The sequence below is a fragment of the Secundilactobacillus collinoides DSM 20515 = JCM 1123 genome, assembly GCF_001435975.1.
Lineage (GTDB): Bacteria > Bacillota > Bacilli > Lactobacillales > Lactobacillaceae > Secundilactobacillus > Secundilactobacillus collinoides.
Genome location: NZ_AYYR01000071.1, coordinates 1972 through 25603 on the forward strand (window position 1 = coordinate 1972; position 23632 = coordinate 25603).

General features: G+C 45.3%; 15 protein-coding genes. 9 read left to right on the top strand and 6 right to left on the bottom strand.

Features of this window, described 5'->3' with window-relative positions:
- The 4 genes from FC82_RS11670 to FC82_RS16910 all read right to left on the bottom strand — a co-directional run.
- Positions 1 to 417: ROK family protein (locus FC82_RS11670; RefSeq protein ID WP_162260949.1), on the bottom strand; the 417-nt coding region annotated here is incomplete at its 3' end.
- Positions 418 to 425: 8 nt separating this feature from the next.
- Positions 426 to 1823 (bottom strand): APC family permease, encoded by a 1398-nt coding sequence (locus tag FC82_RS11675; RefSeq protein WP_065101497.1) that lies wholly within the window; start codon positions 1821 to 1823, stop codon positions 426 to 428.
- A gap of 477 nt (positions 1824 to 2300) precedes the next feature.
- On the bottom strand, positions 2301 to 3227 hold the full coding sequence (locus FC82_RS11680; protein WP_056997088.1) for a glycosyltransferase: 927 nt from the start codon (positions 3225 to 3227) through the stop codon (positions 2301 to 2303).
- Positions 3228 to 3271: 44 nt separating this feature from the next.
- Entirely contained in the window at positions 3272 to 3601 is a 330-nt protein-coding gene (locus FC82_RS16910; protein WP_161939758.1) for a hypothetical protein, read from the bottom strand.
- 913 nt (positions 3602 to 4514) lie between these two features.
- Between FC82_RS16910 and FC82_RS11685 the strand changes: the two genes are divergently transcribed.
- The 3 genes from FC82_RS11685 to FC82_RS11695 all read left to right on the top strand — a co-directional run bounded on the left by FC82_RS11685 (position 4515) and on the right by FC82_RS11695 (position 7389).
- A complete protein-coding gene (locus FC82_RS11685) occupies positions 4515 to 4997 on the top strand; it encodes a DUF6978 family protein (RefSeq protein ID WP_056997089.1) in 483 nt (160 codons plus the stop codon).
- 20 nt (positions 4998 to 5017) lie between these two features.
- A complete protein-coding gene (locus FC82_RS11690; protein ID WP_056997090.1) occupies positions 5018 to 5821 on the top strand; it encodes a DUF1828 domain-containing protein in 804 nt (267 codons plus the stop codon).
- A 299-nt stretch (positions 5822 to 6120) separates the two neighbouring features.
- Positions 6121 to 7389: a hypothetical protein gene (locus FC82_RS11695; RefSeq protein WP_056997091.1), complete on the top strand. Its 1269-nt coding sequence runs from the start codon at positions 6121 to 6123 to the stop codon at positions 7387 to 7389.
- A 441-nt stretch (positions 7390 to 7830) separates the two neighbouring features.
- Here FC82_RS11695 and FC82_RS11700 read toward each other — a convergent pair whose 3' ends face one another.
- Together FC82_RS11700 and FC82_RS11705 are read right to left on the bottom strand one after the other, a co-directional pair.
- A complete protein-coding gene (locus FC82_RS11700; protein ID WP_054762314.1) occupies positions 7831 to 8265 on the bottom strand; it encodes a hypothetical protein in 435 nt (144 codons plus the stop codon).
- Positions 8266 to 8528: 263 nt separating this feature from the next.
- On the bottom strand, positions 8529 to 9962 hold the full coding sequence (locus FC82_RS11705) for a hypothetical protein (protein ID WP_054762315.1): 1434 nt from the start codon (positions 9960 to 9962) through the stop codon (positions 8529 to 8531).
- A 520-nt stretch (positions 9963 to 10482) separates the two neighbouring features.
- On the opposite strand from FC82_RS11705, the gene FC82_RS11710 reads away from it, so the two are divergent.
- The 6 genes from FC82_RS11710 to FC82_RS11740 all read left to right on the top strand — a co-directional run bounded on the left by FC82_RS11710 (position 10483) and on the right by FC82_RS11740 (position 23456).
- Positions 10483 to 12372, top strand: coding sequence for a subtype A tannase (locus FC82_RS11710; RefSeq protein ID WP_056997092.1), 1890 nt, complete (start codon positions 10483 to 10485; stop codon positions 12370 to 12372).
- Positions 12373 to 12884: 512 nt separating this feature from the next.
- On the top strand, positions 12885 to 14786 hold the full coding sequence (locus FC82_RS11720; protein WP_056997093.1) for a KxYKxGKxW signal peptide domain-containing protein: 1902 nt from the start codon (positions 12885 to 12887) through the stop codon (positions 14784 to 14786).
- A 1022-nt stretch (positions 14787 to 15808) separates the two neighbouring features.
- On the top strand, positions 15809 to 19303 hold the full coding sequence (locus tag FC82_RS11725) for a DEAD/DEAH box helicase (RefSeq protein WP_056997094.1): 3495 nt from the start codon (positions 15809 to 15811) through the stop codon (positions 19301 to 19303).
- A gap of 700 nt (positions 19304 to 20003) precedes the next feature.
- Positions 20004 to 20897 carry a matrixin family metalloprotease gene (locus tag FC82_RS11730; protein ID WP_056997095.1) on the top strand — a complete coding sequence of 298 codons (894 nt, stop codon included), beginning with the start codon at positions 20004 to 20006 and terminating at the stop codon, positions 20895 to 20897.
- Between the two features lie 373 nt (positions 20898 to 21270).
- Positions 21271 to 22428 carry a M10 family metallopeptidase domain-containing protein gene (locus FC82_RS11735; protein ID WP_056997096.1) on the top strand — a complete coding sequence of 386 codons (1158 nt, stop codon included), beginning with the start codon at positions 21271 to 21273 and terminating at the stop codon, positions 22426 to 22428.
- Between the two features lie 188 nt (positions 22429 to 22616).
- Complete coding sequence (locus FC82_RS11740) at positions 22617 to 23456, top strand: C39 family peptidase (protein WP_056997097.1); 840 nt, start codon at positions 22617 to 22619, stop codon at positions 23454 to 23456.
- Positions 23457 to 23632 lie beyond the last annotated feature (176 nt).

The window sequence follows — 23632 nt, forward strand, 5'->3', positions numbered from 1 at the left end:
AACACCCGTTCCGAGATTCAGATAAATACCTGACTTCGAGTTTTGCAAGGCGCCATTTATCAACTCACCATAGGTGGCTGCCTTGACATCGTTTTCGATATAAAGGGGGGTGTTCGAGAAAAAGTTAGCAAATTCAGCTCTTAAATTGATTTTATCCCAGTTCTTAATTGTCGGTACTAACTCTAAATGGTCACCAGCAACAATGCCAATGGTACTGACGCCAATCGCAGCAATATCCTCTTTATGGCTTTGGCACAGTTTATCAGAAATTTTGAAAACTAGCTTTAAAATTTCAATGCCATCCATTCCTGTGATAATTTGTTTTTCACTGTCCAGAATATCGCCATTATGGTTCATCAGTCGTATGGCCACTTTTGTGCCACCGAAATCGATAGCTAATAGATACTGTTTTCCCAAGGCATTCATTACTCGATCGTCTCACTTTCCTTACTTAATGGTTTTTCCTCGACATCAATCAACGCTTTGCCTTTGTTAAATGGCCATTCATCCTTTTTAAGATAACCACGAACCAGATAAACGCAACCGCCTAGAACGGTCCAAGCGATAGCGATACCAATTGAGGTGCTTCCAGATGAAACAAAGACGAATCCCCAACCTATGAAAGCAATGATGCTTGGAATTGGATATAAGATTTCTTTGAAGGGACGTTTGAGATTTGGCTTCTTCTTTCTTAGCACGCTTAATGCAATGATTTGTACCATAAATTGTACGACAATTTGCACTGCCATTAACGCGTTGATTACAGTGGTTAAGTCAAAGAAACAACATACCACCATAATACCGCCGATGACTAAAAGAGAATAGTTAGGAAATTTCAACTTTGGGTGCAGATGGGCGAACTTTTTAAAGAAAACACCATCACGTGCAGCGTTGTAAGGAATTCTAGAGGCACCTAAAAGCCCTGTATATACGGATGCAAAACATGTCCAGATGATTAAAATGGTAATAATCAAACCACCGGTATGTCCCCAAGCACGAGTCATAAACAGCGAGCCAATGTTGGTGCTTTTAGCTGCTTGGCGCCATGGAATAAAGCCGATTGTACCAATGTTCATCAATAGGTCAATGATGGCAACAAAGATGATCGATAATGTGATTGAACGTGGAATTGTTCTACCTGGTTGTTTTAGTTCATCACCCATATAAGCTGAGGTGTAATAACCAAGGTAATCGTATATAGATAACAACATACCAGCGCCTAGTCCCTTGACAAAGTTAGAGGGCACGAAAGCATTTTTAGGAAATGAAAAGGCTAATTTAGGATCGAAGTGCAAAACACTGGTGCCAACAATTAAAACTACGGTTAATATCATCCCTGCCCACAAAACCACTGAGATTTTTGTAACACTGGTGGCACGACGATAAAGAAGTGCGATAGCAATTATTGTAACCAGCGCTGCAATTAATTTTGTTTGTAAACCAGTGATATTTGGAATGAAAAACTTTACGTAATCTGCAAGACCAATCGCACCGCTAGACAATGTCAGTGGTGTGGCTAACAGGATTGACCAGATGAAGAGAAAAGGCATCAAATTCCCAGTTTTGTCATGGAACGCAGCCTTAAAGAAGTTATACGTCCCACCTTCACCGGGGAGTGCACTACCAAGTTCGCTCCAAATTTGACCGTCTAATAAGGCCAAACAGGCACCGACAATCCAACCAAATATGGCTTGTGGCCCGCCCATTGTACTGATTACTAACGGAATAGTAATAAATGGGCCGGCACCCATCATCTGTGACATATTGATTGTAATAGCTTGGAATGTGCCAATTTTTCGTTCAAGTTTTTGCTTTTTTTCCATATGATTCGCCTCTATTTTATAAACAGTATTGTTCTATAATTCTCCAGTGATATGTCATGTTTTTGAACATGAGCTGTCAACACTGATAGCCTCTAAAAATCAACGATTGACTGATTACATGTACTGATATTATCTCTCCTTTTTTAAAAACCAATCTTTTTTAGTCAATCTAATTGATTAAAATTAAGGTAAATCAATTAATTCAACTAATACATGTTAAGTTTAGTAACATGAGTTGATAGTAATGGTATATACCAGACTCGAAGAATTGTCAACGATTATTTTAAAATAGTGAGTATTGTAATCGTTTTCTCATATAAAAATAGACTCGCAAATTTCTGTTGTTGAAATTTGCGAGTCTATTTTTATATTCATAATTGTGAACAAAGCTATTTTGGGAGACATTGTTGCATTGAAAGGGTGTATATCATGCAGAATACAGGATAGCATTTAACAATTCACAAAAACATGGTTTGCTTAAACTGCTTTATCAAACTGTCGAATGACCGCTTCCTGAGTCCCAATCTCTTCTTCAATCGTAAACCGCGGACGCTGCTGGGTCTCCGTCAGAATTTTGCCGACGTACTCGCCAATTAAGCCGATGCTGACCATCAAGATGCCGCCGGTGATCCAAATGGAACTCATCAGCGAGGTCCAGCCCAACGTTGTGGTCCCCAGCATTTTAGCGATAACCGAGTAGCCGAGCGCCAGCAGACCCAATCCACCACAGGCAGCACCCAGGATAACGACGCCATGAACCGGTGTCAGAGAATTCGCAAAGTGGTTATCCCAGGTGTTTTTGAGCGATGCGTAGCGGGCGCGATGTTGTTTTTTCGTGTTTATTTTACGCAGCGTATACGCGACACTGGCAGTTGTAAAGCCCAGCATTGGAATGGTAGTTGCAATGCTTAAATCGTGTTCCTTATAGGCCAGCAAGGCGCGCACAGCCCGTTTTGACATGACACGGAAATTAGCAATCATCGGTTGTGCAGCTGCGCTAGGGTGGCTGTTAACCGGCTGACCCGCAACGATATCCGCACCGTTGCCGTATTCACCCAGCATAGCGGGAATGATTGCCGGGTCGTTTTGCAGCTCGGCATCAATCGTCAGCATTACGTCCGAAGTCGCTACCGCCGACTGCAGGCCGGCCAACAGGGCGTTATCATAACCAAAGTGCCGACTGAGTCTGATACCGGTCACACGGTGGTTGAACTGATGCTCGTCTTGAATAGTCTGCCAGGTCTGATCGCGGGAGCCATCGTCAACCACCAGCAGCCGGGTTCGGTAGCCGATAGTGTCGTGGTGCAGGAGGTCATCTTCGACCCGCAGCAACTGCTGGATCGTGCTGTGCAGAGTTGATTCGTGATTATAAGCTGGAACAATGATGGTTAATTTTTGCATCATGTAACACACTCTTTTCTATTGACTGGTTTTTAAATAGTCGAGCTTCACGGCCCATAAAGGCGCCCATCTTTATAACAGGTGGGCGCCTTTGGCATTCGGACTGTAACCTGATACGGTCGGAGCAGTGACCGGTGATCAGCACTTAAGATGGTTGGTTTGTTTTGCGCTTGTGAGTACGCGGAGAGCCAGCGTTTTGCGCAAGATACAATCGGCAACGGCCGGCTTGTTGCATCAGTGTCATGGTGTTTGGGATTCAAATGACGCTGACGGCCGGGAAACGCAGTAACGGCACCGAGATGATCGCATCGTGTCTGGACGATGGATTCACGCGCTGGCGTATGAGAAAATGACGTGTTCGATTGATAGTATGACAAGGGTGTTTTTAAGGTGTGCGCTGATGAAACAATGAGAAATCGTTCCGGAACGGGCAGCTGTTTGGGCGCGGCTGCCAGCTTCTGATGACTATCAAGCGAGCGGGTCGCTCATTTGGCCTACGCGTAATGGTGATCAGCTGATTCGTTACTGGGTTAGGTGCCTGCATCCGATTTGCACCTGCAGGTCTCCGTGAGCGATGCGTGTGACACGACTATCTTTTCTTAGGGGTGAATTACTGTGGTGTGTGTGCCCATCTTAATTGATGTTACAGGCCTTACCTATCGCCTCCTCGACGTTAGGGCGAATTGCCATGAAGACTAAACTGGTTGTTCTATGGGATGTGTCAATCAATGGGAATTTGATTGACAAGGTCATTGTAGAGGATTGGGGCGGGTGAAAACAGTGGGTTAAAATAAATCCTGTCTGAGAAATTTTCATTTGGGACTGGCGAGGTGCAGACGGCGCGTATGGTTTTTGACGGGCAACACGGCGAGACTACGGATGAATTGATCGATTTTGGGCAGAAATTTATGGTGTACTAGAGATATAATTTAAGGGCAAAACAAACCTTGTTCCTTTTCTTTTCCTACGATTAATGAGGCCGTAGCATTTATAAACACTTTCTCGACAAGTTAGAGCAATCGTGTTCAAGAGTAATGTGGGTTAAAAGTACTCAATTTAATTGTTGTTTTGACAAAGGATTAGTGAGTAATCCATGCTGTCAGAATTGTTTTGTTGGAGAAAAAAGTTTTGATTCAGCATAGATTATAGCTTTGTGATTTTGATTGCGAATGCGTTTTTATTACTGTATTATTATTTTATTAACATATTAAAATTTATTAATCATTCATACTATAAAATAAACAATATATAGTGATTTTGTCGAAATTAAAATTGGGAGAATTATTTAGAATGAATAAATTGCAATTGGATGATATTCAAGCAGAAAAGTTAATAAAGTGTTTAAAAAATGTTTTGAAAAAGCATATAAAAAATCTTTCCAAGAACGACAAAGGTCAGTTCATGTTAGAATCAAATAAAGATGGTATTCAACGCCAGTATCAAGTGAACTATATGTATGCGACTGATAATACACATATTAACTTAATGGATTTGAAAACCAAGCTAACGCTAGTCAGAATTAATTTAGATTCGAAATTTCATAATAATTCAGATGGCAAAGTGTGGGGCCATCGGATTGAAATTTTTTCAGAAGAAGAATTTTACCAAAAAAACGACTCTTTCACACATATTAAGGCATATCCGCTGCCATATGAAGACATAAAAGATACAGGAGACTTTTTGATTGCATTAAAGGAATTACTGGACTATACCAATACTCATAAACAGAATCGACTTCAAATTACGATTTCGAGGAATTTTGATTTGTGGTGATAGTGGAAAGAAGTGAAAAAATGAATGAGCTTAGTACACAAATTGATCACATTGCTGAGGAGTGGCTGTCTTTTATAAAAAAAAGTAATGAGTTTAAAATGGTTAGTGACACTGAGCTACGAATAAACACGCCCTTTACAGATCCTTTTGGTGATAGTATTTCGTTGCTGATTGTGCTTTCTAATGGAATCTACACTATTACTGACCAAGGATATACAATTTGGAATTTAAAGAGTCATGGTGTTGATTTGACGGATAAAAAATCTCATCGGTTTCAGAATTTAATGTCGATTCTGAATAAAAATGATACTCTTTTATCAGAAAGTGGTGAAATAATAGGACGTGCGACTCGTAACGAAATCCCACAAACAATCAATGACTTAACGCAAACCCTCATTCAGGTTTCCGACTTGATATACTTGAGTCGCTCTAACACTCGCAGTGTGTTCTTGGAAGATGTTAATACTTACTTTAAACAGCAAAAGAATATCTATAGCATCTTGCAGGGAATGTCAATGCAGGGACAAACACAGTTGAATTATAATATCGATTTTGTTTTTAATTTAACTGTAAACGATCGTAAATTTGTAAATGTTTATAATAGTTTGTCCAAAGCCCTCGTGGAACAATTAATAGGAATATGGGCAGACACCCTTAACTATCGAAAATCAAAACAATTAGGAGATATTCCGTTTAGTATTATTGTGCCTGCAGTCCCTGACGAACAGCGCGTATTCTCAGAGAGTCTCTTAAAACACAATATCGAAGTTTTACCTTTTAATAATAAAAACGATGTTCAAAATAAACTTGCAATCAGAGCATAGTTTGAGAGCCGCATCAGAATGATTGGGAACCTGTGCGAAAAAACGACAGTTGAATAATCTTTTATAGCACGTTATGCGTGGCACATTTAGCCACCATGACGCGCTTTTTGGTGGTTATCATTCAGGCGATTTTCTTGGTTATTCCGCGCGCAACATATGCGTTAATTTTTGCCGACAGATTGTTTCTCAATAAATTGAACTAATTACTAAATAATGATATTCTTAAGATGTTGACCGTGTGTCGATCAATGAGACATTATTGTGTGATAACAAATGATGAATTAGGGGAGAGTGCAAGAATGAAATCAGGTTTGAAAAAATCACTGTATTTCGGCTTAGCTGCTGTTTCTGTATTGGCAACTGCCGGTTTTGCTACTAAGGCTGATGCTGCTTCATATGCGAAAGTAACATCAAATTCGTTATTGAAGACGGACGCTACTACCCGTAACGTTGCGCCAAACGGAACCAATGCTTTATACACTAAGGCTGGGACTTTAAAGGGTGCAAAACTCGTTGCCACTAAGACAACCATGGCTAATTTGGCCAAGTCAAAGAGCTCAAAGAACTACTTCCGTGCTTATCAAGTTGCGAAAACAAACCGCGGGTCGGTCTACTACAAGATTGTTTCCTTTGACGGCAAGTACCGTGGCTGGATCTACGGTGGTAAGTCGACAACTGCCTTTGGCGGCGGGATTGCCTCAGCCAACACGACTAAGACTGCTACGACACCAACGACGACCACTGGCTACACAATCAAGAACGTTAAGTCAAACACAATTTGGAACAACCCTGTTTATACCCAGTACAAGGCTTCTAAGATCAACATGAGTGCTTACAAGTCAACCGATACCTTTACCGTATCAGCTGCCGAAACTAAGACTCGCGAAGGCTCATTGTACTACAAGGTCACTGATGACCAGACACCATCAATCACTGGCTGGATCTACGCGAAGGGCTTAGCTCAAGATACTAACAGCGTTACTGTTAACTACGTTGATATCGCAACGACCAAGAGCGTTGGTACCTTGAACCTGCCGTTCAGCACATACGCTTCTTCAGCCACTGCGGCTTCAACTAACTTGACCAGCGGGACTGCCTTTACTGCTATTTTGAAGGGCATTCCTACGGGTTACGTTGCAAATGATACAGACAATAACAGTTCGGCTTCGTTTGCGAACTTGACGGATGCTGCAGCTGCTAAGAGCGGTTCTACTGTTAACTTCTATGTTAAGAGTTCAAGTACTGCTACGGATAAGACGCAGTCCATCAGTTTCAACTTACGTTATGCATCAGACAAACAAACGCCAATCACTAATGCAACCATTCAGGCAGCATTGAGTACTGTTGGCAAGGAAGCACAATACCAAATTGCTACTGGTACTTCAATTACCAATACTCAAGTGTTGAACATTTTGAAAGCCGCAAATGCTGATTCATTCACGTTTACAGGCAAAGATAATAATCAATATGTTGCTACCTATTCTTCATTTGACGCTGATCCAGCAGGCACCGGCGCAAATGTGCAGCTTCAAGTTAATGCATACTATACGGTCACTGCAGTTAAATAGTAGTTATTGATAACATCTGATTGTTTATTAGTGTGACGTAAAGGCCACCTACTTCGATGAAATACCGAAATAGGTGGCCTTTTTTATGTCGTGAAAAATGGCTTTAATCGTGAATTAGAAAACCGAATGGTGAGTATGCAAATGATAATGCTGACAAAAAATGGTCAGCACGCTAAAAAGTCACGTTGATTCTCGACCTTTAAATGTTGTGACTGACCGACTAGATGGTTTTAATTAAATAAAAAAGGTGAGCAAAACTGACGTTGGAAGAAGTCGCTTCCTTCGCTGAGCCAAGTTATAATATTCCTAGACTTTTCTAAACAAGTGAGCTGGAACAGATGTCGCAAGACTAGGCGCTGTGCCAAAAAGGCATTTCAACCAAAAATTGCGGTCAAAACCTGTGCGTTCAGCATTCCAAAATCAGCTTCGCTATTTTGATAATCATTTAAAATGACTAGCTCTGTAATAAGCATAAAAGTGCGATGGCCCACCCAATCCTGGAACAAATTGCGTAATATGGGCACCATTTCGTTTCCAGAAAGGCCATTCATCAGAAGCATACTGACCGATATCATAATAACCGTTCTTATAGTATTGAACAAACAAGTCACTATGCCCCATGCCGTATTTATGGAAATGATTACCATAAATACTGGTACCGTGAACATCGCTAGGTCCCTTAAAATAGAACCGATACTTCGAAAAGACTACTTTGTCGTAACCATAGCTGTCTCGATGATACCAAGTACCACGCAGTTTTACTGGAATGGTGGTATAGTGGCGTTTCGCTGCACTGACGCTACTGAAATTGCTAGTGATACCTAGGCAGGTGATGGCAATTATCAGGGTCAGAATTCCCTTAATCGCGTGTTTCAAAAAAAGGCCTCCAATAATGATATTTGATGGTTTAAGTATACATCATGATTACAGGAAAATTAATAAAAATATTATAGAACTATTCAAAACACAATAAAAGCCGGTCGAATCCATCACGGATTCGACCGGCTTTCTAGCCTCGTACTTCGCAGCCGGGCTCTCTTTAAACCCCGTTCGATACGATCACTATTACTATTTTTTATTCAACTATATGTTTGGAGGAGATACCAGAATGACTTAGAAAAATGAACTAACTTGAGGGATTAGTCCACGTAGTTAGTGTTACCAGTATCAGTAGTCGTAGTGGTGCTTGGTGTTGTGGCGTAGTACTTATCAAAGACAATCTTGATCGTATCGCCATAGCTTAAGCCGGAGTTAGCACTTTGCGTCTTCGTTGCATCGTAGACGTAGAAGTATGAACGACCATTGCTTGCGGTTTGACCATAGTACCCGCTCAAAGGTGAGTTCGTATCGGCAGTCGTAGTTGTTGCATCATCGTAGACAGTGACATTCGTAGAAGTTCCTGAGAACAAAGATCCAATTGAGCCGCTAGTTGCAAAGTCAGATGAACTGAATGCTGTACCGTCACTTGCCGTTAAGGCTTCTTGCTGAGTCGTTGTCAATGATGGATAGCCGTCCGCAAAATCAGATGATGAAAGACTGTTGTAGTTGCCATCGACAAATGAAACTTTTGAGGTATCAGCTTTTGCAACTGTGACGTAGGTTGTCCCACCATATGTGGCACTAGCTAATTGCGAGGTGCTGGTGATGGTGTAGCCTGATGGCACGTTTGCTGTCGCAAATTCAGTCAAAGTATCGCCATCTGTGTTCTGATCACTCGACGAAACGGTTTGGCCTTCAGTGGTTGAAGTGCCGGAAGCCGCAATGAACTTGTCAGAAGCGGTGCCGACAACGTTACCGTTAGAGGTCTCGTATTCGACAGTGACACTGTTGTTGTCAGTCGCGGTTGGTTCAGCATTGGTCTGGGAAACGTTTGAAGATTTAACCCAGGCACCGACTAAACCGTTCGTGGTTGACCCGTCAACGGAAGCGATTTGATACCAAGTGTCGCCTTCGCGTGAGGCCTTTTCTGCGGCGCTAAAGGTAAAGGTCGAATCGGCATAGGCGCTGGTTGATGTTAAGACAGAACCGCTGACCTTAGCCCGACCGATCTTGTATTCGGCGTACTGTGGTTGTGAGTAGAACAGTGTGTTAGCTGTTGAACTGGTCGAAGCACTCAACTTGTATTTGGCCGTCGATGATGGGGCGGTTGCGCTAGTGGTGGTGTCGTAAGACTTTACGCCGCCAGCGAAGGCTGAGGTTGACTTACCACCGTAAACCCAGCCACGGTAGGTGCCGTCAAATGAAACAACTTTGTAGTAGACGGAACCACGGTTGGTTGTGGCAACTTTGTATGCTCGGAAGTTATTCTTACCACTGGTTGAAGCGGCTAACTTCTTAGCGGTTGTCTTAGTGGCAACTAACTTGGCGCCCTTGACGGTACCGGCCTTCGTATAGATGGCGTTGGTTCCAGTCAAAGCGACGTTCCGTGTTGATGCCGTGGTAGTCAATGTCTTGTTTGTTTTGACTGTCGCATACGACTTCGCACTTGCAGTGGTGCTAGAAGCTGCCCCCGCTGCGACTAATGAGATTGCTGCTAACCCTAAATAGAGAGATTTCTTCATCCCTGATTTCATATCATTCGCACTCCTTATGAAAAAATAGTAGGTGTCGTTAGCACATCGCTAACAACACTTGAACTATAACATCATATTTTTGATAAATGTGGTATGTCATTGTTCTTTAAAACTTCGGTGACAAAATAGAAATTCAAATGAAATCGATTTTTAAGGGTGATTTAAGCTTGTCACAGTAGAAATTGACTATTTTACGCCAATATTAAGAACTTCTTAGGGTATGGGACAGGGAAGTTACAATGTGCAGTAATGCTACAGGTGACAAATAAACATCATATATCGAATTAATGTGGTATTACATAGCAACTGCGTTCTATATGGAACAAAGTGGTCGTTTTCGAGTGTTTGTTCAAGATTTACTTAACCTTTCTTTGGTAAACTAACGGTGTGAACTGCTGGTACTAATGACAAAGAGGGAAACGCGCATCCGACAGTCGGGCACGTTGATACAAGTAAGGCAGGGCTACCTATTAAGTACATATTGGTTCACGCAAACTACTAACGAAAGAGGTTCGGGGATATGCGACCAAAACGTGTTTTAACCATTTTGGGGTGCGTGAGTGCTGTGGCTTTAGTGTTGACTGCATGCGGATCAACCAAAAAGACCAGTTCCACAACGAAGGCACCCGTAACGACGACTAGTCAGAAAGTGACCAAGAGCGATGTCAGCAACGCAAAAAAATTGCTGATCAGCAACAAGAAGTGGAAATACAACGCCAAGAATAAGGTGTACTACCAAGTAGGATTGAAGTACGGCACCAAGACGAAATCCACGTATGAATCAATGGGCATTTACGTCCCGGCAAGCTACGTCAATGCAAAATCAAACGGCGACAAGACCTACACCCTGACCCTTAACACGAAAAATAAAGTGAAGGGTTATACGTCAAAGACAGCGCCGATGGTGATGCCGGTAAACGCGCCAGGGTACGCAGCTCAGGCAGCGCCGACGGGTTACGATAGTTCAACCGCCAAGTTTACCAAGGCCGGTTTCATCTATGTCGAAGCTGGGTTCCGGGGCTTAAACAACACCGATAAATCAAACGGTTCGTCACCATGGGGCGTCACCGATATGAAGGCTGCCATCCGGACCCTGCATTTAAACGCTAACCGGTTAGCCGGGGATACATCGCGGATCTTCACCTTCGGCATGAGCGGCGGCGGTGCTGAAAGTGCCGTGGTCGGAGCCACTGGGAACAGCCGCGGTTACACCAAGTACTTAAAGAAGATCGTTGCGCCAATGGCCACCGCTTCCGGCAAACACACCCGCGATAACGTCGATGGCGCGATGGCCTGGTGCCCAATTACTAGTTTGGACACAGCTAACGAAGCTTATGAATGGAACATGGGTCAGTATTCAAACAGCGGGACGCGAAAGTCAGGGACTTGGACTAAAGCGTTGTCGAACGACATGGCCAAAAACTTCGCTCAGTACATCAACAAGATTGGGCTGAAGGATGAAAACGGCAAGACGCTGACCTTGAAGAAATCGAAGACCGGCATTTACACGTCCGGTTCTTACGAGAAATATCTGAAGAAGGAAATTGAGACGTCGTTAAACAATTTCCTGAAGGATACAACGTTCCCTTACAAGGCCTCGAATTCGATGACCGCTGGGATGAACATCTCGGGGTCCAATACGAGCGGGACCACCGGTGCTGCTAAGTCGGGCACAAAGCCAAGCGGCAAACTGCCATCCGGCAGCAAGTCAGGCAAGTCAACCGGCACGAAGCCATCCGGTAATATGCCAGGCGGTTCTTCAAGCAGTACCAGCAACAAGACGTACAAGACAGCCAAGGCTTACATCAAGTCGCTGAACAAAAACGGTACCTGGGTCAAGTACAACGCCAAGAAGAACACGGCGACAATCACCAGTGTGAAGGCGTTCATCAAGAACTCTAAGGAAGCCTCAAAGGACGTTGGTGCGTTTGATGGTCTCAACCGTCAGGAAACTGAAAACGGGTTGTTTGCCACCAGCGGCAGCAGCACTAACCATTTTGATTCAACGATGAGTAAGCTGATCAATAATAATAGTAGTAAATATTCGAAACTAAAGAATTACAAGTCAAGCTACGGCAAGGCCTTCAAGTCCGATTTGAAGAAGACGGATGCTGAGGGCAGCACCATGCAGGAACGGCTGAACTTATACAGCCCGCTCTACTACTTGAGCAGTTACTACAAGGGTTACAACACGTCCAACGTGGCCAAGTACTGGCGGATCAGAACCGGGATCGACCAGACTGATACGGCGCTGACGACGGAAACTAACTTGAAACTCGCTTTGCAGCAAAATAAGCAAGTCAAGAGCGTGAACTTCGCCACCGTTTGGGGTGAAGGCCATACTACTGCTGAACGGAGTGGGAATTATTTGACTAACTTTATTAAGTGGGTGAATAAGAGTGTGAAGTGAGGCGGTTAAAGAGTGGCATTTAAGTAATTTTGGCCGATAATTCCGTCCTTGGGAGTTGAGGTAAAGATGCTTATGTGGTCGGTCTCAGCTGACTGGCGCTCATTTTCGCTCGGTTACCAAGAAAGCGTGGTTTGCGTTTATCTCCTGGACTAATCGAAGGAGAAAATGGGACTAAAGACGCTTTTGCTTCCAGAATATAAAAGGCTCCAGCGAAACCCGAATTGGGTTTTAGCTGGGGCCTTTTATTGTAGATGGCGTTTGGTCCATATTGAGGCTAAATCAACCAGTGGCACTAAAGTCATGAGTTCAAGGATGTTTATTGGCTTTGGACTTTTAATCCAATCGTTTTTTTGTCTCCTTTGGGAATTAAATAACAAATTCCTTCTATTATATGGGTTAAAAATAAAAACAAATTAGAAAAATCTAACAATCTTTATAAATAATTCACATTTTCCCCTTAAACTAAACGTAGACGAACGAACATCTGCCTTGGAATAAAGGAGGAAGCCACAATGATAAACAAACTGACTACCGCACCAAGACACTTTAAAATGTACAAGAAAGGGAAGATTTGGTTATTTTCTGCAACGCTGATCTGTTTGATGGGGCTTTCTGGCGGGGTTGTATACGCCGATAGTGGGTCGGGAACGACCACGCCCTCGACTGCTGTGACGAGTACTGCAAGTGAGACAAGCGGTACACCGGCTACCAGCCCGACTGGGACAGCAACGACAGGCCAAGCGGCCACCAGTACCGCAACCGAGACAGTGGGTAATACGCCAAGCACCCCTGAAGCGACTGGTGAAACCAGTACTCCTGAAGCGACTGGTGAAACCAGTACCCCTGACACGACTACGGCGACGACGCAGACATCTTCAACAACGGGGGCGGCCGCTACTGGGGCTTCTGGGACGGCCGAGAACAACAGCCCAGGCACTGATAGTACTGGTAAAACAGGGGAATCGATTGAAACGACAGCACCCGCTGAGGTCTCGCAAACAGCCCCCTCTGGCACTGATGCGGGTACCTCGGCCAGCGCGACGGCATCCAGTACGATTGCCGATCCGGCTGGCGAGACCGTGCCTAGTTATCATGACACCACGCCGACAACCGTCACCGAGCACACCACACAAACGACCGGCAGCGAGACAGCAACGACTACGACCGATGTCCAGAAACAGGCAACGATAACCACGCCGGATCCAACTACGACGAAGAAGGAGACCCAAGTCTCGGAAACAAGTCAGACGGTTTCTGTGGACGGGCAGACCACTGCTGCGACTGAAAAACAGACACACGTTAGCGAAACGGACACCACGACTGATACAGAAACGACAACCGCGAAGGACAAGCACACCACCGTCAAGGAAAATTCGGTGAGCGAAGACCCAGAAACGGTTAGTGACCAGACCGTTGAAAAGACCGTTTTGATCCACGAATCAAGTTTAACGACCGAAACGGCACTGGACCTGAGCAGTGACTTAAACCAGAACAAACTCGTTTTAGTTAAAGAAGTTTCGCACCAGTTGGACGATACTGGGACCCAGCAAATCACGACCACGAAATATGTGCTGGTGCGCGAGACCAATTTGCAGTCGCTGCTGAACGGCGCGACCACGTTTGAAACAACGAAGGCAAAACTCGAGTTCATTTCTGCGCTGACCACGGTACTGGCTGATCCGGATGACACCGGGCAGCGTGTCTATACGGTGGTTGGCGAAAACACGCACGCGGTGACGACCGATGTTGATGCAGGTGTGAACGAAACCGGGACTGTAAATAAGCTTACCGCAGTTGAAGACGCCAATGGTAGTTACCATGTATACGTGGAAAACTTGACGACGGCGCCTGAGAGTTCGGTGGATACAACACCGGGTGATACTGGTACCGGGACCGTGGTTGACGAGACGGATGACCCGTTATTAGTGGTCGATACGGGGACTGACAACGAAGCTGCGGTGACAGGTGATGTGAAGACGCAGGCGGATGCGCCGGTTACGATTGCCACTGGCGGGAAAGATGGCACTGCCGAAACGGCTGAAACGGGCCGCAATGCCGCGGATTCTGACCGTCAGGAGACGGCCAAATTGGCGGTCTCAGCAACCGGGGGATCTGCTGAACAGTCTGGAAGGTCAACGGTGAAACGGGCCGCTGGTCAAACAACGTCCAAATCCAAATCTATATCCAAATCTAAAACAAAAACCGGCTCTAAAAAAACCAAGAACGCTATGGCCGGGTCATCATCCGATGGTGTTCGGTCAGCCAAAGCTGCTAGTCGAATGCAGGCTGGCAATGCGAAAACGAGTCGTGCGGGTCAAACGTTACCGCAGACGAGTGAAGGCCGATCGAGCCTCTGGCTTTCACTATTAGGGTTCCTTGGGTTAGGCATTGTCTGCCGTAGGAAACGGGGATAATCTGGATTACTTATATTACAATAATATATGTTATGTATATTGTGAAGTTGTCACGAGCTATAACAATTGTACACAATTTAAATAAGACACGCTTATTCATGAAATTTACTAACTTCATGTAAGCGTGTTTTCTTTAATAAATTCTTGGTAAAACAGTTTAAAAGCCGAATATTCCGCATAAAAACGGATAAAATATGTATAAAATTTTACTGTCCTGTAACTAAATTAGTACGTTTTCACAATTCGATATTCCTACAAATCCCTTACAGCAGTAGCATGTGAGAAAACGTTCTAACATGTTCATGCAAAAATGGTATAAGAGACAAATTCGAAGTTTTTGTTTATTTTATTCATCTTCTGTGCTATACTAGATTCTGTACAAAGAGCGGATATCCATCATCCGTTTCTACGTACACATGGGGCAATTGCTGTAATTCCTGTTACGGTGATTGTTAATGGTCGGGTGCTAGATGACACCTGTCATTAATCAAATCTTGGAGGATTTGGACGGAACGTATGGGGATACGCGAAATCAGTAGTATGTAAAGTGAATTAGTATTAGCTGTACGGAGCGGTGACGCTACGATATGATTTGACACGGCTTAACTTCTAACCGGAATGCAGTTGAAAGAGAACTGCTGTCACTCGTGAATGCGCAATGGGGATTGTCATTTGACAGTGTGGGTGTTTGTTCGTTAAGACCGTTTTACACGCTTATTCTGAAAGAACTATAGGGGCTCTTAGAATAACAATAGTTGTATACTGTAGGAAATTGGAATCAGTTGTCGCTGGTGCCAATTTTTTTGTTGTCTCAAAAAGACATCACCCCTTGTTTGCTGGTATAATGAAGGTTAGCGCTTGAACGTTTATTGGTGATCAGCGTTTCGATGACAACCGTGTTGCGGGCTTGCGGTACAGAGCCCTTGTGACACGTTTTAACAAAGGAAAACACTTATTAAATAAGGCATTTAACCAAACAAAAACCGCAATACATAGCACCAAAACATAAGAGGAGGACGACCATGACCCAAAATAAGATGCCCGATGTCATTTGGCAAAGAGGCAGAGACATTGTCAAAAATGAAAAAGCGCAGATCGACTACGTTGATAATGAACGGTCAGAAGTCGATGCAACTGTATTTGGTACAAGTGCGTACGGGGTGACCGTGACCCAAGACAGCAGCGGTGATTTTTGTGAGTGTCCCTACTTTCCCGGCCATGGGTATTGTAAACACATCGCCGCGATTCTCATTTTATTGCAGCGTCAGCGCCGCCCGCTGGAAAGCCTGTTTTCACCGACTGATAGTATGGATGAACTCAGACAATTGAACCCGGACAACTATATGACGGTGGGAATTGATTTTGAAGCGGCATTACGTAAGTATTTGCACGCCGCAGTCCCAGTCTATCGTGATAAACTCACCTATAATAATCTGCGGGCGCACCCGGACCAGTGGGATGCCTATTTTACAAAGCATGATGGAGAAAAGACGATAATCGAAACCCGGAAGGAACGTGCGATGTCTGCGCAACAGCAGGCAATTGAAGACTACTTTGACGGTTTAAACGACCACGGTGAAGGCCGCCACATTGCCGAAGATGAGACTGATCATGCCAGTATGTACTTTGATGGCAACGACAGCCCAGCACGGCAAATGAGTGCTGCTGAATCGTTTTTATTTGGGTTGAATATTCCGGAAAAAGCCTACTTTAAACCGCTGAAAGATGATAACCCTGATGACCGATTGAAACTGGAAGTCACGTTGCTGGCCGGCAACCTCGGCTGGAGCTGGGATTCTTCTGAGACCCGGTTTTTCGTGCAGCTGCGTGTGGGCAATGAAGACGGAAGATTCTACGTTATTAAGGATATTGAGAAATTTTTGCATACCTATCAAGAAGAGGGTACGTATCAAACCGGCGGGCGGAAACAGTATGTTTTGACCCGCAGCCATTTTCCGGAGGCTGAGGCCAATTTGCTGGACCAGCTAGTGACGTTGTCCGGCCCCAATAATGAGGCACCGCTGGAAGATAAAAAGAAATTGTTGTTGAACCCTGGCGTCTTAAATCAGATCAACGAGTTATTTAATAATCTGCAGTACTTTGATTTTACATTAGAAGAGGCCGGTCTTGAATATGACCATTTGATCTTCAAACCGTTCGAAGCGAAAACTGGTCTGTTGCAGTTCAACGTGTCAAAAGTCGGCAGCGGATATGACCTGTCGATGACGGCGGATTTCAACGTAATCGTGCCCACTGAGCAAATCGTTATCAAACAGGACACGCTGTATCAAATGACTGCACAGCAGGTGTCGCTCTTTAACCGGGTAACGGAGAGTTATAGTCGGCGGGTCGCACATTTACCGGCACCGAACCGGCACATTCATTTCGGCTTGGCTGAGGTGAATGACCTGATCGATTTTGTGAGCTTCGTTGAAGGTATCGCGGTGGTTGAGCTGCCGGATGATTTGAAACGGCAAAACATGGTCATTCACTTTGACCTCAGCAATGAGAAACACGTGTTGAAATTAAAGCTTGGGTACGAGTATGACGACCATATTTACGATCAGGAAACGGTCAAAGACCTGCCTAGCGATCGGCGCAATACTGAGCAAGAAAATCAGGCCAAAAACTACGTTGAGAGCCTCGGCTTTACCTTTGTTAACGGCGGCTGGGAAAAGGACTGTACAGATGCAGACAAACTGTACCAGTTTTTCGTGGCCGAACTGCCGAACCTTCGCAGTAATGGTGAGGTGACTGTCTCGGAGGAATTGGAGAATCTGGTCGCTTCCGGTGATACGCTGACACCTGACATTCAGGTGGCAGAAGGCGACGGGCTGTTGTCCGTGAACTTCTCGTTTTCGGGGATCGATGATGATCAGGTCGATGACATGCTGGAACAGCTGGACGTCAACCGGCCGTACATTCAGCGTCCCGATGGCACCTTAGTGATGCTGGATGACAAACTCCGGCGGGTTAGCGGCGCCTTGAAACGGATTCGGCGGGAAGGCCAGATGCATAATGGTCAGGTTCAGGTGTACGCCGCCCAGGCAATGGCCGTCCAGGCTGCACTTGGCCAGGACGCCAAGTTCAACCAAGGTTTCAAGCACCTGACAAATGACCTGGCCCATCCAGAATCGTTTAACATTACGCACGAAGCGCCGGTCAACGCCACCCTGCGGCCGTACCAGACGATTGGGGTGAAATGGCTGGAAATGCTGGATTCTCACGGATTTGGCGGTATTCTTGCCGATGAAATGGGCCTCGGGAAAACGCTGCAGATGATCACGTTACTGAACAACCATCTGAATGCCGACCACGTCGATCTGGTCGTTTCCCCAGCTTCCCTCATTTATAACTGGCTGGAAGAATTCAAGAAATTCGCGCCGAACATTCACGCCGTTGTCGTTGACGGGCCAAAAGAAAACCGGCGTGAACTCATCCAAGCGCAGGACGCCGATGTGTTTATCACAAGCTATAACAGCGCCCGGCTGGACATTCGGCTCTATGAAGAAACCAATTTGGACTATCTGGTGCTCGATGAAGCGCAATTCGTCAAAAACAGCGGCACCAAGACCAATCAGAGTTTGCGAAAACTGACACCGAAGAACACCTTCGCGTTATCCGGGACACCAATTGAGAACCGCGCCGAAGAACTGTGGTCTATCTTTGCGTTAGTCATGCCCGGATTACTGCCCAACAAGCGTGCATTCAATAAACTGACCGCCGAAGAAATTGCCGTAAGAGTCAAACCGTTCATTTTGCGGCGTGAGAAGGCGGCCGTCTTGAAAGATTTGCCGCCTAAGGTCGAATCCAATTTGACCAATGAAATGACCGATGAGCAAAAAACCGTCTACTTGGCCCAGCTCAAACAGATGCAGGTCAAGGTCCGCGGTTTGTCGTCGCAAGCTTTTGTCAAAAACAAGATTGAAATTTTAGCGGGGCTGACCCGGTTACGGCAAATTTGTGACACACCGGCCCTGTACATGGATGATTACGAAGGCGAATCTGGGAAACTGGAACAGCTCAACGAACTCATTCGCCAGGCGGTGGATTCCGACCGCCACATCCTGATTTTCTCGCAGTTCACGACGATGCTGGGCATCATCGAGGATGAGTTGACAGCTAACGGGTTGCCAACCTACGTGCTGAAGGGCGATACGAAACCAAAGGACCGCCTTGATATGGTGGACGCCTTCAACCGCGGTGAGAAGAACATCTTCCTGATTTCATTAAAGGCCGGGGGTACCGGTCTGAACCTGACCGGCGCCGACATGGTCATCCTGGTAGACCTCTGGTGGAACCCAGCGGTAGAGGACCAGGCAACAGCCAGAGCCCACCGAATCGGCCAAAAAAACACGGTCGAAGTGTACCGGCTGATAACAAAGGGTACCATTGAGGAACAAATCTACAAGTTGCAGGAAAAGAAGCGCAACTTCGTGGATCAGGTACTCAGCGGGACACAGAATAAGGGTTCACTGACGGATGATGAGATTAGGTTGATTTTGGGAATAGAGTAGAGTGTGGAAGGAGGCGTTTAAGGGGCGGAGCATAAGCAACTTTCGGCATAAAATCCCGGGTTTGGATTTTGTGCCGGAAGTTGCTTATGCAGTAGCCCCTTGCCTCCTGGAACACGTTTCGGCAATGTGAAATTAGCAAGCAGAACGGGGTTTTTACAATGTAAGAGGGAAAATAAATAGAGTGCTGCACAAATCCTAGAGGTCAGAAACCCCTGAGATTGCGCAGCTCGTTCAGCCTCAAAAATACTGTATCTGAATAGATACTTCCCTTTTCTACAGAACTAAAATCTAAACAAATCAGAAAATAAGACGCCGAAAGATTTACTTTTTCGGCGTCTTATTTGAATAAAAATACTGTGACAGTCCCAATATTTAAGATTCCTAATAAGCCGTAAATGAGCAAAACAAACTTTGCAACTATATACAATTACAGCTGAATATAATGCATAAAACAAGAAACCTCATTTTCACAATTTCGCGATCATTTAACCGTAGATGTCTTCAATAAAACTAATAAGTTTCCTAATTAAACAACGGCTAAACCACTGGTATACCGACCACTACGTCCAAGTTACAGAATTGTAAATATCACTTAACAAAACAAAATAAAAATGCATTTATGTTTGTGAAGACATCTGTTCATGATAATGTATAGTTAGAGGGCAGGGGATAGCCCTATTAAGAATTAGGGGGAGTAAAAATGAATAAGTGGGGAGCGGTGACCCTGGTTGGTCTACTACTGGGAGGAGTAGGCGCAACTGCAGTCAACCCGCAGCAGGTATCTGCTGCAAAAACGATTACTTCGCAGGCGGCGTTGAACGCGGCCATCAAGAAGGATACTGATTTGAAACCCTCCGCAACGATATTGTCGCAGTCAAGTTCGTTTTACAGTCGTTATCGTACTTCATTGACCAAAAACTTCAACATGGGCAAGAAAATCACCACGTTCCACAATCACAAAACCTACGTTTACGTCAAAAGTCCGTCGTTGAAATCGTACACAAAGACTGCCATGAACACTTGGAACAAGGCCCTTGGCCGGAAGGTGTTCGTTACTGGAACCGCAAATAAGCATGATCTCGTGGTGACCGCCAGAAATGCCGGCACCGCCTGGGATGGGATGAACAACGGTAAAACGTTGACCATAAATAGTTATCGTTTAAATGACGCCAGCTATCTGAAAGGCCTCGGGAACACGGCCAAAACGCGTTCCCTGTATACCCAGTACATGAGTTTCTTGAGCCGGTACAGCAAATTAACCAACAATAAGGCACGGGTGGCTTCTTATAATCAGGGTGTTAAAACTTATAACGCCTTGCTAGCTGCTAAGAAGGCTGCCGCCCCGACGAAGTCAAACTACTGGTCAGCTATTATGGTCCATGAACTGGGGCATTCGTTGGGCTTGAATCATACGCCATACCTGACCGATATTATGTATGCCGAGAAGAGTAATAATGGCTTAACGGCTGCAGTTGCGGGTAAGTATGCTTGGACTGGCCCTAAAGATACCAACGCTTCTCGTTTAATGAAACCAACCGTGTCGAGCCGTGATGTCAGTCGCGCAAAGTTAGCCTACAAGATGGGTTTATGGTAAATAGAGAAGACACGGAACAAAAACGGTTCTGATTAGAAAATCCCGGGTGGTGATTTTCTGGTCAGAGCCGTTTTTGAGATAGATTCCGGTTTATTTAGGGCTGCTTACGAGTAATACGTGATAAATATGCTGGGTTAAAGAGGGTTTGTGGGTGAAAGCAATCTGAGAATCCTAATTTAATAATTTCATCCTTGAATTACCGGTATTGATTCACTATAATGTGTGGTCGGTAGAAGCCCTGACAGTTATCAGTTAGGGGCAATAAGTTTCACGCACGATATTTCTGAAACGGTTAACACTGTGTTAGAATAGCGATAACAGGACAGTTTTCGATTCAAAATTTAGAGTTAGAGGCTTTTAGGGGGCTAAACACATGCGTAAATTTGGGATATTAGCGGTGGCTGCGATGACACTTGGGTTGACTGCAACAGCGGTCTTACCAAGCACGGAAACGACCAGCGCGCAAGCATCGTCGATCAAGGTGGTCTGGCGAAAGGCAATGGGATCGCACACGTATCAGATCAATACCAGCAAAGCAAAGAAGGCTTACGCGTATTCCAGCTCGTTTAAGCATGTGTTTAAGCTGAGCAATTATAGCGGTACCGTTTTCTATACAAAGCAACACGAAAAAATTAAAGTCAGCGGCAAGTACCATTATTATTACTACATCCAATCTGCTGACAAGAAGAAGGCTGGCTGGGTCAACCGGACCTATTTGAAGTCGGTCAAGATCATGTCGGCCAGCGCGTTGAGTACCGCAATCAGCAGCGGGACTGATCTGGATCCGTCCAGCACGATTCTGAATCAAAATTCAGCATTTTACAGTGCCTATAAGTCAACATTGGAGAAGAACTTCAATTTGATTTCAACAAGCATGACGCACTTTACCAGCAATAATCAGGCACGAATCTACATTCAATCAAGTGCAATCAAATCGTATGCAGAGACGGCTATGAATACTTGGAACAAGGCTCTGGGTAAAAAAGTCTTCGTTCTCGGCACGGCAAAGACGCACGATATCGTCATGGCGACTAAGACTTCCGGCGAGTGGGACGGCTTATACGATGGGACGCACATCTATCTGAGCACAAATTACCTCAACGACCCGAGCTACATGGAAAGTGTGGCCGATACGCCAACGATTCGCAGCCTTTATGATCAGTATGAAACGGTCAAGACAGAGTACAAGTCTGAGACCAATGCCACAAAGAAGCAGGAATACTACACTGAAGGTACGAAACTTTATAACGAGTTGATTGCCGCGCAAAAGCAGGCTGCTCCTTCAGCAAGTGATTACTGGAGCGGTGTTTTGACCCACGAACTAGGCCATGCGCTGAGCTTGGACCACACGCCATATTTAACCGATATTATGTATGCAGAAACCAGTGATGATGGGTTCAGCAGCGCGGTTAACGGGAAATACACCTGGAATGGGCCAAAGGATGCCAATGATTCACGTTTGGAATCAGCATCCGTCTCGCAACGGGATGTTGACCGGGCTAAGTTGGCTGGAAAATTAGGACTTTGGTAAAAAATGTGGTCAATGGGCGTTTAGCAGGCGACGCACCGAGCGACCTTCTGGCACACGTTTCTACGCTCTAACAAACAAACTAACTAACTCAAAAAAGCAGAATCCACGCGGGTTCTGCTTTTTTTATACCCGAAAACAGCGATATGTTCTATAATAACTTTAAGAAAAGGTAAAGGGGAGCGAAGACCATGCGTAAACGACATTGGCTCTTGCTGGCAGTCATGGGCGGACTGTTAGGCATGAGCGGGATTGCGGCCACACCACAGGTAAAGGCGGCAACGACTTACTATCAGGTTTCAAATTTAAAAAAGGTAGATTATTACACGAAGGTTGGACCTAACACGAGCCACAACTACGGGATTTACGCCACGGGCGGTTATAAAACCTCGGCTGCGAACGTGACCGCTACCGCTCACGGCAAGGACTATGCGGGTAAATTTATTCACGTGACCCGGACGGAAACGACGGCGCAGGGAACGTGGGTCCGCTTCTTGTACAACCACAAACAGGTTGGCTGGATGGGTGTCAATGGGACACTGAAATCCTATTATCGGGTGGTTGCCCCACTGATTGGCCAACGCCCAGAGCTGCCAACGGGCTGTGAAATCACCGCGACGACGATGATGCTGCAGTTTGCGGGGGCCAACGTCACGAAGTTGAGTTTGGCTAAGGAGATGCCGCGCAGCAGTAATCCAAATAAGGGGTTTGTCGGCAGCCCGTATTCAACGTCCGGCTGGTACATTTATCCAGCGGGACTGATGAGCTTGGTTAAAAAACATGTCGGATCGGCTATCAACATGACGGGCGACAGCTTAACGAAAGTAAAGGCGCAGGTCCGAAAGAACCACCTGGTCGTTTTATGGGTGGCAAACATCGATGGTTTCAGTAACCACGCGGTGTGTGTGACCGGCTATTCGAGCACGCGAATTTATTACAATGACCCGTGGACGGTGAAGCGAACGAGCTTGACCAACACCAGCATGACGAAACATCGAAAGGCAGATGCGTATAGGGCGCTTAGTTATTAAGAGTGCGGAAGAAGCAGAGTGCGGAAGAAGGCGCTTAGGGGGCGGAGCACAAGGCACTTTGGTCGGAAAAGTCCGGGCCTGACTTTTCTGACCAAAGTGCCTTGTGCAGTAGCCCCCTGCCTGGACCGAACCCCAGTACTTGAACCAGAAATCTCTGGAGGTACTGGTATGAAGAA

Coding starts and splice junctions, on each gene's coding strand:
- FC82_RS11730 (WP_056997095.1), top strand. CDS start 20,004: ATGAATAAGTGGGGAGCGGTGACCCTGGTTGGTCTACTACTGGGAGGA.
- FC82_RS11710 (WP_056997092.1), top strand. CDS start 10,483: ATGCGACCAAAACGTGTTTTAACCATTTTGGGGTGCGTGAGTGCTGTG.
- FC82_RS11740 (WP_056997097.1), top strand. CDS start 22,617: ATGCGTAAACGACATTGGCTCTTGCTGGCAGTCATGGGCGGACTGTTA.
- FC82_RS11695 (WP_056997091.1), top strand. CDS start 6,121: ATGAAATCAGGTTTGAAAAAATCACTGTATTTCGGCTTAGCTGCTGTT.
- FC82_RS11720 (WP_056997093.1), top strand. CDS start 12,885: ATGATAAACAAACTGACTACCGCACCAAGACACTTTAAAATGTACAAG.
- FC82_RS11725 (WP_056997094.1), top strand. CDS start 15,809: ATGACCCAAAATAAGATGCCCGATGTCATTTGGCAAAGAGGCAGAGAC.
- FC82_RS11690 (WP_056997090.1), top strand. CDS start 5,018: ATGAATGAGCTTAGTACACAAATTGATCACATTGCTGAGGAGTGGCTG.
- FC82_RS11680 (WP_056997088.1), bottom strand. CDS start 3,227: ATGATGCAAAAATTAACCATCATTGTTCCAGCTTATAATCACGAATCA.
- FC82_RS11735 (WP_056997096.1), top strand. CDS start 21,271: ATGCGTAAATTTGGGATATTAGCGGTGGCTGCGATGACACTTGGGTTG.
- FC82_RS11675 (WP_065101497.1), bottom strand. CDS start 1,823: ATGGAAAAAAAGCAAAAACTTGAACGAAAAATTGGCACATTCCAAGCT.
- FC82_RS11685 (WP_056997089.1), top strand. CDS start 4,515: ATGAATAAATTGCAATTGGATGATATTCAAGCAGAAAAGTTAATAAAG.
- FC82_RS11705 (WP_054762315.1), bottom strand. CDS start 9,962: ATGAAATCAGGGATGAAGAAATCTCTCTATTTAGGGTTAGCAGCAATC.